The organism is Xanthomonas sp. LMG 12462 (genome assembly GCF_009192885.1).
Taxonomy (GTDB): Bacteria; Pseudomonadota; Gammaproteobacteria; order Xanthomonadales; family Xanthomonadaceae; genus Xanthomonas_A; species Xanthomonas_A sontii.
Genome location: NZ_NMPP01000022.1, coordinates 15,915 through 31,853, shown reverse-complemented (window position 1 = coordinate 31,853; position 15,939 = coordinate 15,915). Strand labels below are relative to the sequence as shown.

The 15,939-nt window shown below is 70.2% G+C and carries 15 protein-coding genes; 9 read left to right on the top strand and 6 right to left on the bottom strand.

Going from position 1 to position 15,939, the window contains the following annotated elements; genetic code table 11:
* Positions 1–278: 278 nt before the first annotated feature.
* Genes CEK69_RS06980 through CEK69_RS06965 form a run of 4 tightly spaced genes read right to left on the bottom strand, consistent with a single transcriptional unit; the run spans position 279 to position 4,967 of the window.
* A complete protein-coding gene (locus CEK69_RS06980) occupies positions 279–1,301 on the bottom strand; it encodes a zinc-binding alcohol dehydrogenase family protein (protein ID WP_152244650.1) in 1,023 nt (340 codons plus the stop codon).
* A gap of 42 nt (positions 1,302–1,343) precedes the next feature.
* On the bottom strand, positions 1,344–2,378 hold the full coding sequence (locus CEK69_RS06975) for an aldo/keto reductase (protein WP_152244648.1): 1,035 nt from the start codon (positions 2,376–2,378) through the stop codon (positions 1,344–1,346).
* A gap of 46 nt (positions 2,379–2,424) precedes the next feature.
* Complete coding sequence (locus tag CEK69_RS06970) at positions 2,425–3,720, bottom strand: SGNH/GDSL hydrolase family protein (RefSeq protein WP_152244646.1); 1,296 nt, start codon at positions 3,718–3,720, stop codon at positions 2,425–2,427.
* A complete protein-coding gene (locus CEK69_RS06965) occupies positions 3,717–4,967 on the bottom strand; it encodes an MFS transporter (protein WP_152244644.1) in 1,251 nt (416 codons plus the stop codon). Before CEK69_RS06965 ends, CEK69_RS06970 begins: the two co-directional genes overlap by 4 nt.
* 99 nt (positions 4,968–5,066) lie before the next feature.
* Here CEK69_RS06965 and CEK69_RS06960 point away from each other — a divergent pair, with 99 nt between their 5' ends.
* The 4 genes from CEK69_RS06960 (at position 5,067) to CEK69_RS06945 (ending at position 9,011) form a co-directional block, all read left to right on the top strand.
* On the top strand, positions 5,067–5,978 hold the full coding sequence (locus CEK69_RS06960) for a LysR family transcriptional regulator (protein WP_152244642.1): 912 nt from the start codon (positions 5,067–5,069) through the stop codon (positions 5,976–5,978).
* A gap of 277 nt (positions 5,979–6,255) precedes the next feature.
* Positions 6,256–7,353: an OmpA family protein gene (locus CEK69_RS06955; RefSeq protein ID WP_017909479.1), complete on the top strand. Its 1,098-nt coding sequence runs from the start codon at positions 6,256–6,258 to the stop codon at positions 7,351–7,353.
* A 283-nt stretch (positions 7,354–7,636) separates the two neighbouring features.
* Positions 7,637–8,131, top strand: a complete 495-nt coding sequence (locus tag CEK69_RS06950) for a hypothetical protein (RefSeq protein ID WP_152236546.1) — start codon at positions 7,637–7,639, stop codon at positions 8,129–8,131.
* Positions 8,132–8,267: 136 nt separating this feature from the next.
* Positions 8,268–9,011 carry a pseudouridine synthase gene (locus CEK69_RS06945; protein ID WP_088033299.1) on the top strand — a complete coding sequence of 248 codons (744 nt, stop codon included), beginning with the start codon at positions 8,268–8,270 and terminating at the stop codon, positions 9,009–9,011.
* Here the strand turns inward: CEK69_RS06945 and CEK69_RS06940 are convergent.
* Together CEK69_RS06940 and kbl are read right to left on the bottom strand one after the other, a co-directional pair.
* A complete protein-coding gene (locus tag CEK69_RS06940) occupies positions 8,962–9,354 on the bottom strand; it encodes an HNH endonuclease (RefSeq protein WP_152244638.1) in 393 nt (130 codons plus the stop codon). The two genes, CEK69_RS06945 and CEK69_RS06940, sit on opposite strands and share 50 nt — an antisense overlap.
* A gap of 1 nt (position 9,355) precedes the next feature.
* A complete protein-coding gene (kbl, locus tag CEK69_RS06935) occupies positions 9,356–10,558 on the bottom strand; it encodes a glycine C-acetyltransferase (RefSeq protein WP_152244636.1) in 1,203 nt (400 codons plus the stop codon).
* A gap of 193 nt (positions 10,559–10,751) precedes the next feature.
* Here kbl and CEK69_RS06930 point away from each other — a divergent pair, with 193 nt between their 5' ends.
* The 5 genes from CEK69_RS06930 to CEK69_RS06905 all read left to right on the top strand — a co-directional run bounded on the left by CEK69_RS06930 (position 10,752) and on the right by CEK69_RS06905 (position 15,884).
* Complete coding sequence (locus CEK69_RS06930) at positions 10,752–11,774, top strand: sulfate ABC transporter substrate-binding protein (RefSeq protein ID WP_017917609.1); 1,023 nt, start codon at positions 10,752–10,754, stop codon at positions 11,772–11,774.
* A 4-nt stretch (positions 11,775–11,778) separates the two neighbouring features.
* Positions 11,779–12,879: an ABC transporter permease subunit gene (locus tag CEK69_RS21445; protein WP_043092975.1), complete on the top strand. Its 1,101-nt coding sequence runs from the start codon at positions 11,779–11,781 to the stop codon at positions 12,877–12,879.
* A complete protein-coding gene (gene cysW, locus CEK69_RS06915; protein WP_152244634.1) occupies positions 12,879–13,835 on the top strand; it encodes a sulfate ABC transporter permease subunit CysW in 957 nt (318 codons plus the stop codon). Before CEK69_RS21445 ends, cysW begins: the two co-directional genes overlap by 1 nt.
* Before the next feature lie 7 nt (positions 13,836–13,842).
* Positions 13,843–14,883, top strand: coding sequence for a sulfate/molybdate ABC transporter ATP-binding protein (locus CEK69_RS06910; protein WP_152244632.1), 1,041 nt, complete (start codon positions 13,843–13,845; stop codon positions 14,881–14,883).
* Between the two features lie 302 nt (positions 14,884–15,185).
* Positions 15,186–15,884 carry a TorF family putative porin gene (locus CEK69_RS06905; protein ID WP_152244630.1) on the top strand — a complete coding sequence of 233 codons (699 nt, stop codon included), beginning with the start codon at positions 15,186–15,188 and terminating at the stop codon, positions 15,882–15,884.
* Positions 15,885–15,939: the final 55 nt, after the last annotated feature.

The window sequence follows — 15,939 nt, the reverse complement described above, 5'->3', positions numbered from 1 at the left end:
CCGCAGCGCGCCTTCCGCGCTAACGCGCTCCAGGTTCGCAGCCACGTCGGGCATTTTCCGACGGCACATCCATGTGCCGGCGGAAAACGACGCGCATCCTGCGCGTCGCCCTTCGGGTATTCGCCCGTCGTGTCTGCCGCGCCGAGGGGACCCGGTAGATCAAAAGCACAGCAACAGCACAAGCAACAGCGGGAGCAGGAGCAGGAGCAGGAGCAGGAGCGGGAGCGGTTACGGTCGGCGGGGCGACCGTGCCAACGTTCCGATCACTGTGCCGCCGCTCAGCCCCAGCCGACCAGCGCCAGTTTGCCGATGGTGCTGCCCGACTCCAGGCGCCGGTGCGCCTCGCGCAGGGTGGTGGCGTTGATCGGGGTCAGGGTCTCGGTCAGGGTGGTGCGCAGTTCGCCGGCGTCCACCAGGCTGGCGGTGCGTGCCAGGATGCGGTGCTGTTCGATCATGTCGTCGGTGCGGAACCGGGCGCGTGCGAACATCATTTCCCAGTGGATGCCGATGCACTTGGCCTTGTACGGGTCGCCGATGTGCAGTGGACCGCTCGGCTCGACGATCAGCCCGACGTGGCCCTGCGGCGCCAGCAACTCGCCCAGCGCCTGCCAGTAGCGGTCGGTGTCGGCCAGGTTCAGCGCGGCGTCCACCTGGTCGATGCCCAGTGCCTGCAGCTGCGGCGCCAGCTCCTGGCGATGGTCGATGACGTGGTGCGCGCCGAGTTGCAGGCACCAGTCGCGGGTCTGCGGCCGCGAGGCGGTGGCGATCACCTCGAAGCCGGCATGCCGCGCCAGTTGGATCGCGATCGAGCCGACCCCGCCGGCGCCGCCGATCACCAGCAGGCGGCGGCCGCGGTTGTGTTCGTCGTCGAAGTCGAACGGCATGCGCTGGAACAGCAGTTCCCAAGCGGTGAGGGTGGTCAGCGGCAGCGCCGCGGCCTGGGCGAAGTCCATCGTGGCCGGCTTGCGCGCGACGATGCGCGCATCCACCAGTTGGTATTGCGCGTTGCTGCCGGCACGGGTGATGTCGCCGGCGTAGTAGACCTCGTCGCCCGGCTCCAAACCGTCGACCTCTGGCCCGACCGCCTCGACCACGCCGGCGGCGTCGTAGCCCAGCACCTTGGGCTGGCCGTCGCTTGCGCCCTTGGCGCGGACCTTGGTGTCCACCGGATTGACCGACACCGCCTCCACCCGCACCAGCAGGTCGTGGCCGGCGGGCGCGGGCGGCGTCGGCAGGTCGAGGTCGTGCAGCGACTGCGGATCGTCGATCGGCAGGGGATGGAAGGTGGCGACCGCTTTCATGGAGGCTCCTGGACGTGAAGGAAAGGAGGGCACGGCCGCGGCTCAGACCGGCCGCGGGTTGCGCTCGGCGAAGCCGCGCTGGTGCCAGTACGGATACGCCGGTACCGCCGCGCTGGCCGCATCCAGCTGTTGCACGTGGGCGGCATCGAGGGTCCAGCCGACCGCCCCCAGATTCTGCCGCAACTGGTCTTCGGTCCGTGCGCCAATGATCACGCTGCTGACCGTCGGTCGCTGCAACAGCCAATTCAGTGCGATCTGCGGCACGCTGCGGCCGGTTTCGGCGGCGATGGCTTCCAGGGCGTCGATCACCCGGTACAGGCGCTCTTCCTCCACCGGCGGCCCGGCCTCGGTGACCGCCTTGTCGTGCAGGCGGCTGCTTTCCGGCAGCGGCTGGCCGCGGCGCAGCTTGCCGGTCAGCCGGCCCCAGCCCAGCGGGCTCCACACCAGCGCGCCCACGCCCTGGTCCAGGCCCAGCGGCATCAGTTCCTCCTCGTAGTCGCGCCCGATCAGCGAGTAATAGGCCTGGTGCGCGACGTAGCGCGACCAGCCGTGGCGGTCGGCCACCGCCAGCGACTTCATCAGCTGCCAGCCGGAGAAGTTGGACACGCCGAGGTAGCGGATCTTGCCGGCACGCACCAGGTCGTCGAGCGTGGACAGGGTTTCCTCCACCGGCGTGCGCGCGTCGAAGCCGTGCAACTGGAACAGGTCGAGGTAATCCGTGCCCAGGCGGGTCAGCGCCGCTTCCACCGCGCGCACCAGATGGAAGCGCGAGGAACCGACACTGTTGGCTGCGGCCCGGTCGAAGCGAAAGCCGGCCTTGGTCGAGAGCAGCACCTGGTCGCGGCGGCCCTTGATCGCCGCGCCCAGCACCGATTCGGCGGCGCCGCCGGAATAGACGTCGGCGCTGTCGAACAGGGTGACGCCGGCTTCCAGGCAGATGTCGATCAGGCGCCGGGCCTGGTCCACGTCCGAATTGCCCCAGGTGGCGAAGAACGGATCGGTGCCGGCGAAGGTACCGGTGCCGAAGCTGAGCACGGGAACCTTGAAGCCGGATGCGCCGAGATGACGGTATTCCATGAAACACTCCTGATGAGGGAAGGAGGAAGGGAGGGGAGAGAAGGCGTCAGCGCGCCGCGGCGTCGGTGTCGACGGCGTCGGTCGCAGCGGAGGTGGAAGCGGCTGCGGTGGCGCCGAGCAACTGCGCAGCGGCCTCGGCCATGGCCGCGTAGCCGGCGTCGCCGGGGTGCAGGTGGTCGCCCGAGTCGAATTCCGACCGCATCCGCGCCGGGTGCGCGGGGTCGCGCAGCAGCGCATCGAAATCCAGGATCGCGTCGAAGCCGTTGCCGGCGCGCAGCCAGGCATTGACCTGCTGGCGCACGGCCTCCTTCTGCGGGCTGTAGTAGCCGGGGATCGGCGAGTCCGGCAGCGCGCCCTCGAACGGGGTGAGGGTGGCGCCGATCACCCGCAGGCCGCGCGCCTGCGCGCGCTGCAGCACCTGCCGGTAGCCGGCGATCAGATCCTCGGCCGGCACCGGCGCATCGTCCGGCGCGAACGGCGTGCCGTACCAACTGATGTCGTTGATGCCCATCAGCAGAATCACGGTGTGCACGCCGGGCTGCGCCAGCACGTCGCGGTCCAGCCGCGCCAGCGCGTTCTGGCCCATGCGGTCGCGCAGCACGCGCCCGCCGGAGATGCCCGCGTTGAGCACCGCCACCCGCTGCGCGGCCAGCCGCGTGGCCAACTGGTCCGGCCAGCGCCGGTCCTGCCCCGGCGTCGAGGCGGCGCCGTCGGTGATCGAATCGCCCAACGCCACCACCGCGCCGATGGCATCGGCGCGGCGCACCTGGATGCCGCTGACGAACAGCCGCACCGGCAGCGCCGTGGCATCGGCCAGCGTGGCGTCGGCGGTGCGCTCGCCCTCGGCCAGCCATGCGCTCTGCAGGCCCTCCCAGTGGAAGGTCGACGGCGCGGTCGGCTGCGGCAGGTACAGGCTGATGCTGAGCCGGGCCAGGTCCGGCACGCTCAGCGCCACCGGGTCGCTGAGCACCGGCGCGCCCGGCGGCACGGTCGCTTCGGTCCTGCCGCCGAAGCGCAGAGGCCGCTGCGAGCCGGGCAGAGTCGCAGCGCCATCGCCGGCCAGCGCCAGCGACGCGGCGCCGATGTGCAGTGGCGCATCGCCATAGGCGTTGCTCAGTTCCACCCGCACCTCGCTGCCGCCGAGGCTCACCCGCGCCACCTGGCGCACGGTCTGCCGCCACAAGTGGAACGGCGTCTGCGTCGGGAACGGGAAGTCCGCGCTCCACAGCGGCTGCGGGCTGGCCTGCCAGGTCGCGATCCACTCGCGCGGCGCCGCGTCCCCAACGACCGCCGCGCCCAGCAGTGCCGTCGCCAGCGCGGCCGTCGCCATCGGACGGCTCATGCCGCACCGCCGGCGGCGCAACCCGCGCCGTGACTGGCGGCGGGTGTGGCAGCGGCCGGCGACAGCCGCAGCGCGCCCAGCGCCACCGCCAATCCGGCCAGGGTCAGCAGCGCCGCCACCCACGGCAGTTGCGACAGGCTGCCGCCATGGCCGAGCACCAGGCCGCCCAGCCAGGCACCCAGCGCGTTGCCCAGGTTGAACGCACCGATGTTCAGGCTCGAGGCCAGATGCCGGCCGGCCTCGCCGGCCTTGCCCAGCACCCACACCTGCAGCGGCGCCACCGTGGCGAACGCGGCCACGCCCAGCAGGCCGATGCCCAGCGTCATCGCCGGCGCCGACGGCAGGGCGAGGGGCAGTGCCGCCAGCACCACCGCCAGCACGCCCAGGCTCAGCGGCAGCGCCTGCCGCGGGCGGCCGTCGGCCAGGCGTCCGCCGAGCACGTTGCCGACGATCATGCCCACGCCGAACACCAGCAGCAGCGGCGACACCGCACTCTCGGAAACTCCAGTGATCTGGGTCAGCAGCGGCTGCACATAGGTGTACACGGCGAACACGCCCGCATAGCCCAGCACCGTCGTCGCCAGGCCCAGCAGCACCGGGCCGCGACCGACCGCGCGCAGTTCCTCGCGCAGCGGCGGCGCCGGCGTGGCATCGCGGTCGGCCGGGACCAGTGCGGCGATCACCACGGTGGCCAGAGCACCGATCGCCGCCACCGCCCAGAACGTGGCGCGCCAGCCATGGTGCAGGCCCAGCCAGGCGCCGGCCGGCACCCCGAGCAGGGTGGCGACGGTGAGGCCTGTGAACATGGTCGAGATCGCCGAGGCCTTGCGCTGCGGGGGCACCAGGGTGGTGGCGACCACCGCGCCGACGCCGAAGAAGGTGCCGTGCGCCAGCGAGGTCACCACCCGCGCCGCCATCAGCGCCGCGTAGCTCGGCGCCAGCGCGCAGGCCAGGTTGCCGGCGGTGAACACCAGCATCAGCGCCAGCAGCACGCGCTTGCGCGGCCAGCGCCGGCTGGCCACGGTCAGCAGCGGCGCGCCGACGAACACGCCCAGCGCATAGCCGGAGATCAGCAGCCCGGCGGCGGGAACGCTGACCCGCAGGTCGGCGGCGACCTGCAGCAGCAGGCCCATGATCACGAACTCGGTGGTGCCGATGCCGAAGGCGCCAGCGGTCAGCGCGAACAGCGCGATCGGCGTGCGCCCGGCAGCGGGCGGATGGGGAGGCGGGGCGAGCGAGGCGGCCATGCGGCGGCTCCGGAAGTGGCGGGAGGACGGCAGCCTAGGCCTGCAGGTTCTCAGCAAAAACAGTAAAAATATTGAACGACTTTCAATGGAATCCACACAATGGACCGGATCGGCGACATCGCCCTGTTCCTGCGCGTGCTCGACCTCGGCTCGATCAGCGCCGCCGCGCGCAGCCTGGATCTGTCGGTGGCGGTGGCCAGCCAGCGGCTGCAGCGGCTGGAGCGCGCGCTCGGCGTGCGCCTGCTGCACCGGACCACGCGGCGCCTGCACCCGACCCCGGAAGGCCTGCAACTGGCCGAGCAGGGGCGGCCGCTGGTCGAGGACCTGGAATCGCTGGCCGGCGGCCTGCGCCAGGCCGGCGCCAGCGCCGCCGGCACCCTGCGGGTGACGATGTCGGCGGCGTTCGGCCGCCTGTATGTGTCGCCGCTGCTGCCGCGCTTCATGGCGCTGCATCCGCAGGTGCGGCTGAGCGTGCACCTCAGCGACAACGTCGTCGACCTGGTCAGCGAAGGCTTCGACCTGGCGATCCGCATCGGCACCCTGCGCGACTCCAGCCTGGTCGCGCGGCGCCTGGCCGGCAATCGGCGCATGCTCTGCGCCTCGCCCGACTACCTGCGCCGCCACGGCACCCCGGCCACGCCGGCCGACCTGGCCGCGCACGCCTGCCTGCTGCTGACCGGCAGCGACGGCCGCCAGGACACCTGGCGGCTGCAGGGACCCGACGGCGAAATCGCCGTCCGCGTGGCCGGGCCGCTGGAGACCAACTTCGGCGAGGTGCTGCGCGATGCCGCGGTCAACGGGCAGGGCATCGCCCTGCATTCGGAATGGCACGTGGCCGAGGACCTGCGGCAGGGGCGGTTGTGCCAGGTGCTGGCCGACTACCCGCTGACCGAAACCGGCATCCACGCGGTGATGCCGCAGCGCAGGCTGGTGCCGCCGCGGGTGCGGGCCTTCGTCGAGTTCATGCAGGCCGAGTTGGCCGACCCGCCGCCATGGGCGCGGCCGCGGTGAGAACTGGGTCGCCCTGCTGGCCGTTGTCTACGACCGCAAACGGTCATCTCCGTGCCGCATTGCGGGATTTCATCAACCTGTATAGGGTGTATCCACGGCCTAGGAGGGGCTGGCGTTGACTTTCACATGTTACGTGCTCGTTAACGCCATCTTCACTATGCCGCGCATAATGTGCGCGGCGATGGCGTGCGGAAACGGCCGTCTGGATGTGACGAGACATCTGTACTGAACCATGCCTCTACCGGTTTCTATCTCCCCGAAACAAGGAGTTGTATTAATGAACAAGAAAATTCTCACCGCCGCGTTGCTGGGCGGTCTGGCCGTCGCCCAGGCAGCGTCCGCGCAGGAATTCGACGACCGCTGGTACCTGACCGGTTCGGCTGGTTTCAACTTCCAGGACAAGGACCGCACCACCAACGATGCGCCCTTCGTCACCCTGGGCCTGGGCAAGTTCATCAACCCGAACTGGTCGCTGGACGGTGAGCTGAACTATCAGAACCCGAACTTCGACAAGAACCAGGACCTGAACTGGAGCCAGTACGGCATCTCGTTCGACCTGCGTCGCCACTTCATCCAGGAAGGCCGCGGCTGGAACCCGTACCTGCTGTTCGGCCTGGGCTACCAGCGCTCGGAAGAAGAGTTCGACACCGGCGGTCCGGTCTCCCCGGGCCAGCGCAAGGACGGCAACTTTGCCGCCAAGGCCGGCGTCGGTCTGCAGACCACCTTCGACAAGCGCGTTGCCGTGCGTGCCGAAGTGGCCTACCGCGCTGACTTCGACGACCAGAGCGTTGCCGCTCCGTCGCAGAACTGGTTCGGCGACGTGCTGGCTTCGGTCGGCGTCGTGATCCCGCTGGGCCCGCCGCCGGCTGCCCCGGTCGCCCCGCCGCCGCCGCCGGCCGCTGCGCCGAGCTGCGCCGATCTGGACGACGATGGTGACGGCGTCAACAACTGCGACGACAAGTGCCCGAACTCCCAGCCTGGCCAGACCATCGGTCCGGACGGCTGCCCGGTGCCGGTGTCGATCGACCTGAAGGGCGTCAACTTCGACTTCAACAAGGCGAACCTGCGTCCGGACGCCGTGGCGATCCTGGGCGAGGCCACCGAGATCCTGAAGCGTTACCCCGACCTGCGCGTCGAGGTTGCCGGTCACACCGACTCGAAGGGTACCGAAGCCTACAACCAGAAGCTGTCCGAGCGCCGCGCCCGCGTCGTGTACGACTACCTGACCAAGAACGGCGTCAGCGCTTCGCGTCTGGTCGGTCCGATCGGCTACGGCGAGAGCCGTCCGATTGCCCCGAACACCAACCCGGATGGTTCGGACAATCCGGAAGGCCGTGCGAAGAACCGTCGTACCGAGCTGAACGTCCAGAACTAATCGGACGCTTCCAGTCTCAAGCAAAGCCCGGCCTCGTGCCGGGCTTTGTTTTTGTGGGGTGGGAAATGTATGTCGGTGTCGTTGTGGGAGCGGCTTCAGCCGCGACAGACGTCCCGGAAATGCCCGCCGCGGCTGAGGCCGCTTCTGCAGGATGCACAAAGCATTCAAGCTGAATTTTTTCAGCAATCCCAATTATTTAGCGCATGTAGTGCCGGTAACAGTTGAAAGCACGCCGGGGCCTGCCTACACTCGCTCGTCGACTCGCCTGAATGGAAAAAAACCGATGCTGCGTATCGTGACGGCCAGCCTGCTCGCGCTTGCCCTGATTCCTGCGGCCCACGCCGCACCGGATTGCTCCGGCGATCTGCTGCCCAAGCCGCTGGCGCTGCCGGCCACGGTCGCCGCGCCGGTCGCTTCGGAACTGTTCAGCCGCAACGTGCAGCTGGGCATGCCCAGCGGCGTGCTGACCCAGTCCTACAGCAGCGACCAGTCGCTGGACCGCGTGCTGCTGCGGCTGCGCGCCGAAGGCTGCCAGAGCCTGGCCAACGCCACCCCGGGCGCGGTGAAGCCGAACGATCCGGCCGCCTACAAGCCGGCCACCGCCTTCGACAACACGCCATGGCGGTTCGACATGAGCCAGAACGGCAAGCGCATGACCGCCGAGGAGTTCGACGCGTGGATGAAGGCGCGCGGCGTGCGCGTGGTCAAGGCGCGTCCGGCTCCGGCACCCGCCGCCGCCGCCGAGGCGCCGGCGCCGGCCGACGCCAACAAGCAGTAAGTCCGGCGCGCGGCCGCTCGCGTCCGCGCCCGTTCGCGCCGTGCGAGGGGCCAAGCCGCCGCGTTCCCGCCGTCCGGCGTCGTCCCCGGCGGCGCCCGCGCGTCCGCGCTCGCCCGCGCGCAGCACCGCGCCGGCCGTGCCGCGCCACGGCCTGGCCCGCACCCTGTCCAAGCTGGGCCTGTGCTCGCGCACCGAGGCCGCGCGCTGGATCGCCGCCGGCCGCGTCGCCGTCGACGGACGCATCGTCACCGATCCCGAATTCCCGATCCTGCAGGGCCGCCACCGGCTGGCCGTGGACGGCGCGCCGCTGGCCGACACCGCGCGCCGGTACCTGATGCTCAACAAGCCGCGCGGGCTGGTCACCAGTGCGCAGGACGAGCGTGGCCGCGACACCGTGTACCGCTGTTTCGACGGTGCCGGCCTGCCGTGGCTGGCGCCGGTCGGGCGCCTGGACAAGGCCAGCGAGGGCCTGCTGCTGTTCAGCAACGATCCGCAGTGGGCGGCGCGGGTCACCGATCCGGGCAGCGGCCCGGACAAGACCTATCACGTGCAGGTGGACGCGGTGCCCGACGCGGCGCTGCTGGCACGGATGTGTGCCGGCGTGGTCGACGACGGCGAACCGCTGCGGGCCAAGCAGGCGCGCCTGCTGCGCCAGGGCGAGCGCCATGCCTGGCTGGAAGTGGTGCTGGACGAGGGACGCAACCGGCAGATCCGGCGGCTGCTGGCCGTGCTTGGCCTGGACGTGCTGCGGTTGGTGCGGGTGGCGGTCGGCGAGTTGGTACTGGGCGACCTGGGCAAGGGCGCGTGGCGTGAGCTCAGCGCCGCGGAAGTCAGGGCGTTGGCGCCGGCGGCGGACGCCAGCGCGCCAGCCGCGCGCTGAGCAGGGCGGCGACCACCTCGCGGGCGCGCGCGTCCTGCGGCCCACGCGCATCGTGGTGACGGCCCTTGGCGTGATTGCAGCCGGCGCAGGCCAGCGCCAGGTTTCGGGCATCGTTGGGATCGTCGCCGACCTGGGCGCAGAGCGCCGCGGCGACGCGGCGCCCGAACCAGGCCTGCGGCACTACGTGTTCCAGCGTGCTGTGTCCGAGCGGTTCGCCGTCAGCGCGCAGGCGCAGGCGCCGGCGGCAATGCAGGCAGCGGGTCTCCCAGCCGTCCTCCAGCGCTTGCGCCTGGGCGTCGGTCTGCGCCGCCAGCAACAGCCGTTGGCGCAGCGCGGCGCGCATCTCAGGCGGCGAGTACGCCCAGTTCGCGGCCGATACGGGTGAACGCGTCGATCGCCCGGTCCAGGTGGGCGCGGGTGTGCGCGGCGCTGATCTGGGTGCGGATCCGCGCCTGGCCCTTGGGCACCACCGGGAAGAAGAAGCCGATGGCGTAGATGCCTTCCTCCAGCAGCCGTTCGGCGAAGCGCTGCGCCAGCGGCGCGTCGTACAGCATCACCGGGCAGATCGGATGGGTGCCGGGCTTGATGTCGAAACCGGCGGCGGCCATGCGCTCGCGGAAGTAGGCGGTGTTCTCGACCAGGCGCGCGCGCAGGTCGTCGGCCGCGTCGAGCATCGCGAAGGCCTTGATGCCGGCCGCGACCACGTGCGGCGGCAGCGAGTTGGAGAACAGGTAGGGCCGCGAGCGCTGGCGCAGCAGTTCGATCACCTCGCGGCGGCCGGTGGTGAAACCGCCCAGCGCGCCGCCCATGGCCTTGCCCAGGGTGCCGGTGACGATATCGATCCGGTCCAGCACGCCCTTGACCTCGGCCGAGCCGCGGCCGCTGGCGCCGAGGAAGCCGGTGGCATGGCATTCGTCGATGTGCACCAGCGCGTTGTACTTCTTCGCCAGCGCGGTGATCTCGTCCAGCGGGGCGATGAAGCCGTCCATCGAGAACACGCCGTCGCTGGTGATCAGCTTGGTCTTGCAGCCGGCGGCGTCGGCCGCCTGCAGTTGCGCTTCCAGGTCGGCCATGTCGCAGTTGGCGTAGCGGAAGCGCTTGGCCTTGCACAGGCGCACGCCGTCGATGATCGAGGCGTGGTTGAGCGCGTCGGAGATGATCGCGTCCTGCTCGCCCAGCAGCGGTTCGAACAGGCCGCCGTTGGCGTCGAAGCAGGCGGCGTAGAGGATGGTGTCCTCGGTGCCGAAGAACGTGGCGATCTGCGCTTCCAGTTGCTTGTGCAGGTCCTGGGTGCCGCAGATGAAGCGCACCGAGGCCATGCCGAAGCCGTGCGTGTCCAGCGCGTCCTTGGCGGCCTGGATCAGTGCCGGATGATCGGCCAGGCCCAGGTAGTTGTTGGCGCAGAAGTTCAGCACGCGGCGGCCGTCGGCGAGGACGATTTCCGCCGCCTGCGGGCCGACGATGATGCGCTCGGACTTGAACAGGCCCTGGGCGCGGATCGCGTCCAGTTCCTCGGCGTAGTGCTGGGTGAGGCGGGAGTCGGTCATGACGGGCACGCGCGGCGGAAAGAAGCGGCGATGTTACCGCGGCGCCCGCGCCGGCCGCGGCCGTCATGCACAAATGGCATGAGCCGCTGCCGGGAAGTCATTTCACCCGCCGCCTGCCGCTGCGCAGCATGCGTCATGGTCCGCGGCGGGTATCGGCCGCGGCGTCGGCCTGTGTGTTTTCGGAGAATCGCCCATGTCCAGCCTTCCGCCGCGCCGCTGGCGCCCGCTGCTCGCGCTCGCACTGTGCGTGTTCGCCGGGGCCGCGGCCGCCGCCGAGACGCAACTGCTCAACGTGTCCTACGATCCCACCCGCGAGCTGTACCGGGACTACAACGCCGCCTTCGCCAGGCACTGGGCGCAACTGCATCCCGGCGAGCAGGTCGCGGTGGAGACCTCGCACGGCGGCTCCGGCAAGCAGGCGCGCGCGGTGATCGACGGGGTCGAGGCGGACGTGGTGACGCTGGCATTGGCCTACGACGTCGATGCGATCGCCGCCAAGAGCAAGCTGATCGATGCGAACTGGGCCACGCGCCTGCCCGACAACAGCGCGCCGTACACCTCGACCATCGTGTTCCTGGTGCGCAAGGGCAATCCGAAAGGGATCAAGGACTGGCCCGACCTGCTGCGCAGCGGCGTGTCGGTGATCACCCCCAATCCCAAGACCTCCGGCGGCGCGCGCTGGAACTACCTGGCCGCCTGGGCCTACGCCGACCACATCTTCAAGGGCGACCGCGAACGCATCCTCAACTACATGCGCGCGCTGTTCCGCAACGTGCCGGTGCTGGATACCGGCGCGCGCGGCGCCACCACCACCTTCGTCCAACGCGGCATCGGCGACGTGCTGCTGGCCTGGGAGAACGAGGCGTTCCTGGCGCAGCAGGAACTGGGCCAGGACAAGTTCGAGATCGTCGTGCCGAAGCTGTCGATCCTGGCCGAGCCGTCGGTGGCGCTGGTCGACAAGAACGTGGACAAGCACGGCACCCGCGCGGTGGCAGAGGAATACCTGAAGTACCTGTACTCGCCGGAAGGACAGAAGATCGCGGCCAGACACTATTACCGGCCGCGCCATCCCGAGTATGCCGATCGCGCCGATCTGGCGCGGCTGCCGAAGGTGCGCCTGGTCACCATCGATCAGGCGTTCGGGTCCTGGGCCAAGGCGCAGGCCACGCACTTCGACGACGGCGGCCTGTTCGACCAGATCCAGGCGAGCAAGTGACGCGATGGCCGTGACCGCCGCCGCCGTTGCCCGCGCACCGCGCCAGCGCCGGGTGATGCCGGGGTTGGGGCTCAGTCTGGGCATCACCCTGACCTGGCTGGGACTGGTGGTGCTGATCCCCTTGTTCGCGGTGCTGCTCAAGACCAGCGGACTGGGCTGGGACGGCGTGTGGCGGGTGTGGAGCGAGCCGCGGGTGCTGGCGGCGTTGCGCTTGAGTTTCGGCACCGCGTTGGCCGCGGCCGCGTTCAATGCGGTGATGGGCACCTGGGTGGCCTGGGTGTTCGTGCGCTATCGCTTTCCCGGCAAGCGCCTGTTCGACGCGATGATCGATCTGCCGTTCGCCCTGCCGACCGCGGTGGCAGGCATCGCCCTGACCGCGTTGTACGGCAGCAACGGCTGGATCGGGCGCTGGCTGGAGCAGCCGACGCAGGCGCTGGCGGCCAGCCTGCCGACGCTGGCCTGGTGGTGGCCGCGGCTGGCGCTGCTGCTGGCGCTGGCGGCGACCGGCTACGCGCTGCTGCGGCGTAGCCAGGCGCTGCTGCCGGCACCGCTGCGTGTGCTGCAGCGCCTGCTCGGCACGGTCGCCGTGCTGAGCCTGGCCGCACTGGGCGTCGGCGGCCTGCTGATCGGCTATGTCGGGCTGATGCAGGTCAGCGGGGCGAGCGGGGTCAAGGTCGCTTACGCGCCACTGGGCATCGTCGTGGCGCTGGTGTTCGTGGGGCTGCCGTTCGTGGTGCGGATCGTGCAGCCGGTGCTGGCCGAGGCCGAGCGCGAACTGGAAGAGGCGGCGGCCACGCTCGGTGCCGGGCGCTGGCAGACGGTGCGCCGGGTAGTGCTGCCGACCCTGTGGCCGGCGGTGCTGACCGGATTCGCGCTGGCCTTCGCGCGTGGCGTCGGCGAGTACGGCTCGGTGATCTTCATCGCCGGCAACCTGCCCAATGCCACCGAGATCGCGCCGTTGCTGATCACCATCCGCCTGGAAGAGTTCGACTACGGCGGCGCCAGCGCGATCGCCGCAGCGATGCTGCTGTTGTCGCTGCTGTCGCTGCTACTGGTGAATGGGGCGCAGGCCTGGTTCGCGCGGCGCGGCAGGGCGGTGGCGTGATGGCGTCGGTCGTGTCCGCGCTGGCCGCGCACGTCCCCGGGCAGGCCGGCGCTGCCGCCGTCGCCGCGCACGTGCAGGCTTCGGTGGTCGACGAGCCGCGCTGGGTGCGGCGGTTGCTGATCGGCGGCGTGCTCGCCTTCCTGCTGGCGTTCCTGCTGCTGCCCTTGCTGCTGGTGTTCACCGAGGCGTTGCGCAGCGGCGTCGGCGTGTTCTGGCGCGCGATCTCCGATCCGGACGCGTTGGCGGCGATCCGCCTGACCCTGCTGGTGGCGGCGATCGTGGTGCCGTTGAACCTGGTGTTCGGCGTGGCCGCGGCCTGGGCGGTCAGCAAGCACCGTTTCCCCGGCAAGCGCCTGCTGGTGAGCCTGATCGACCTGCCGTTCTCGGTGTCGCCGGTGGTCGCCGGCCTGTTGTTCATCCTGATCTTCGGCCGCAACGGCTGGGCCTGGCCGTTGATCGACGAAGGCGTGTGGCTGCATCTGCCGCCGCTGGGCGACGTGTCGCTGCATCTGCCGCGCATCGTGTTCGCACTGCCGGGCATCGTGCTGGCGACCACCTTCGTCACTTTTCCCTTCATCGCCCGTGAGCTGATGCCGCTGATGGAGCAGCAGGGCGACGACGAGGAGCTGGCGGCGCTGAGCCTGGGCGCCAGCGGTTGGCAGACGTTCCTGCGGGTGACCCTGCCGAACATCCGCTGGGGCCTGCTGTACGGCGTGCTGCTGTGCAGTGCGCGGGCGATGGGCGAGTTCGGCGCGGTATCGGTGGTGTCCGGACAGATCCGCGGGCGCACCAACACGCTGCCGCTGCATGTGGAGATCCTCTACAACGAATACGCCTACAGCGCGGCCTTCGCCTGCGCCAGCCTGCTGGCGCTGACCGCGCTGCTGACGCTCGCCGTCAAGTCCTGGCTGCACCGGCGCCACGGCGCGGCGCTGGCCGCCACTCACCGACATTGAGGTTGCAATGAGCATCCGCGTACAGCATCTGGGCAAGCGCTTCGGCGATTTCGCCGCGCTCGACGACGTCAGCCTGGACATCCGCCAGGGCGAACTGCTGGCGCTGCTGGGGCCCTCCGGCTCCGGTAAGACCACGCTGCTGCGGGTGATCGCGGGGCTGGAACATGCCGACCGCGGACGCGTGCTGATCCACGGCGAGGACGCCACCGCGCTGTCGGTGCAGGCGCGCCGGGTCGGCTTCGTGTTCCAGCACTACGCCTTGTTCAAGCACATGAGCGTGTACGAGAACATCGCCTTCGGTCTGCGCGTGCGCCGCGAGGCGCGCTGGAGCGAGTCGCGCATCCGCGCGCGGGTGCAGGAACTGCTGGCGCTGGTGCAGTTGCACGACCTGGAGCGACGCTACCCGGCGCAACTGTCCGGCGGCCAGCGCCAGCGCGTGGCGCTGGCCCGCGCGCTGGCGATCGAGCCGCGCGTGCTGTTGCTCGACGAACCGTTCGGCGCGCTCGACGCGCAGGTCCGCCGCGACCTGCGGCGCTGGCTGCGCGAGCTGCACGAACGCACCGGCCTGACCACGGTGTTCGTCACCCACGACCAGGAAGAGGCGCTGGAACTGGCCGACCGCGTGGCCATCCTCAACCGCGGCCGGATCGAGCAGATCGGCAGCCCTGCACAGGTCTACGAGCAGCCGGCGTCGTCCTTCGTCTACGCCTTCGTCGGCGCGGTGAACCGGCTGCCCGCGCGTCTGCACGCCGGGGCGGTGCAGGTCGGCGGCCTGGCCTTGCCGGCGCCGTCGACGTCGCTGTCCAGTGGTCCGGTCGAGCTGTATGTGCGGCCGGAAGACCTGGCGCCAGGCAACGAGGGCTGGGCGGCGACGGTGCTGTCGATCCAGCGCAGCGGCCCGCGGCTGCGCCTGCGTGCGCAGTTGGCGCACGGTCACGACGAGGTCGAGGTGGAACTGCCGGCGGGCGAGGGGGCACCCGACTACGCGCCGGGCCAGCCATTGCACCTGCGCGCACGCCGTTTCGGGGTCTTCGCCCGGCCCGACTGAGGCGCCATTGCGCCCTGCCGATCGGCGACCGCCGCGCCTGCGCATTGGTGTGGCCAGCGGCTGCCTGCCCGGTCTCGGTCTGACCGCCAACTCCCGGACGAGGGCCTTCCCTGGCAGGCCGGCTCCCGCTGTCGGCGGCTCGCTGTGTCCGCGCTTGGCGCGAATCCGGGGTTTTGTGTCACGGCGTGGCATGCGCCGCGTGAAAAGTTGTTGCACTGCACGATCAAAGCAGTTAAAAAACCGTAAAGGCGCATCCGCCTCGTCGCTGCACCCCTCCCTCGTCAACCCTAGGAGAATGACCGGTGAACAAGACCACTCTCGCCCTGGCCGTCGCACTGGCTGCTTCGCCGCTCACCGTCCTGGCCCAGGACGAGCCCACCTCGCCGATCACCGGCTCCTATGGCGTGGTCAGCGACTACGTGTTCCGTGGCGTCTCCCAAACCGACAAGGGCCCGGCGTTCCAGGCCGGCCTCACCTACACCTCGCCGTTCGGCCTGTACGTGGGCACCTGGGGCTCCAACGTCGATTTCGGCGCGGGCGATCCGGATTGGGAAGTGGACGGCTTCGTCGGCTACAACGTCGATTTCTCGCCGGACTGGAACTTCGACGTGATGGTCAACCGCTACGGCTATCCGGGCGCCGGCAAGTCTAACTACAACGAACTGATCACCAAGACCAAGTTCCTCAAGACCTACACCCTGACCGTGGCCTACACCGACAACGTGTACAACCTGGACCGGGACAGCTTCTACTACGCGCTGGACGGGAACTGGTCGCTGCCGCAGGGCTTCAGCGTTGGCGCGCACGTCGGCCGCACCACCTACGAAAGCGCGTTGACCGCGTACCAGGACTACACCGACTACAACGTCAGCGTGGGCAAGATGGTCGGCCCGCTGGCGTTGAGCGTGGGCTATTACGACACCGACAACAAGGGCGCGGCGAACTTCACCGAGCGCCTGGCCGGTCACCGCGTGGTGGTCTCGGGCACGATCGCGTTCTGATCGCATCGTTTCGTGAAACGACGAAGGGCGCCGCGAGGCGCCCTTCGTCTTTTTC

Bases quoted from the DNA above. Each gene is read 5' to 3' on its own strand.
- CEK69_RS06960 (WP_152244642.1), top strand. From the start codon at position 5,067: ATGGACCGGATCGGCGACATCGCCCTGTTCCTGCGCGTGCTCGACCTC.
- CEK69_RS06955 (WP_017909479.1), top strand. From the start codon at position 6,256: ATGAACAAGAAAATTCTCACCGCCGCGTTGCTGGGCGGTCTGGCCGTC.
- CEK69_RS06940 (WP_152244638.1), bottom strand. From the start codon at position 9,354: ATGCGCGCCGCGCTGCGCCAACGGCTGTTGCTGGCGGCGCAGACCGAC.
- CEK69_RS21445 (WP_043092975.1), top strand. From the start codon at position 11,779: ATGGCCGTGACCGCCGCCGCCGTTGCCCGCGCACCGCGCCAGCGCCGG.
- CEK69_RS06910 (WP_152244632.1), top strand. From the start codon at position 13,843: ATGAGCATCCGCGTACAGCATCTGGGCAAGCGCTTCGGCGATTTCGCC.
- CEK69_RS06970 (WP_152244646.1), bottom strand. From the start codon at position 3,720: ATGAGCCGTCCGATGGCGACGGCCGCGCTGGCGACGGCACTGCTGGGC.
- CEK69_RS06950 (WP_152236546.1), top strand. From the start codon at position 7,637: ATGCTGCGTATCGTGACGGCCAGCCTGCTCGCGCTTGCCCTGATTCCT.
- cysW (WP_152244634.1), top strand. From the start codon at position 12,879: ATGGCGTCGGTCGTGTCCGCGCTGGCCGCGCACGTCCCCGGGCAGGCC.
- kbl (WP_152244636.1), bottom strand. From the start codon at position 10,558: ATGACCGACTCCCGCCTCACCCAGCACTACGCCGAGGAACTGGACGCG.
- CEK69_RS06980 (WP_152244650.1), bottom strand. From the start codon at position 1,301: ATGAAAGCGGTCGCCACCTTCCATCCCCTGCCGATCGACGATCCGCAG.
- CEK69_RS06965 (WP_152244644.1), bottom strand. From the start codon at position 4,967: ATGGCCGCCTCGCTCGCCCCGCCTCCCCATCCGCCCGCTGCCGGGCGC.
- CEK69_RS06930 (WP_017917609.1), top strand. From the start codon at position 10,752: ATGTCCAGCCTTCCGCCGCGCCGCTGGCGCCCGCTGCTCGCGCTCGCA.
- CEK69_RS06975 (WP_152244648.1), bottom strand. From the start codon at position 2,378: ATGGAATACCGTCATCTCGGCGCATCCGGCTTCAAGGTTCCCGTGCTC.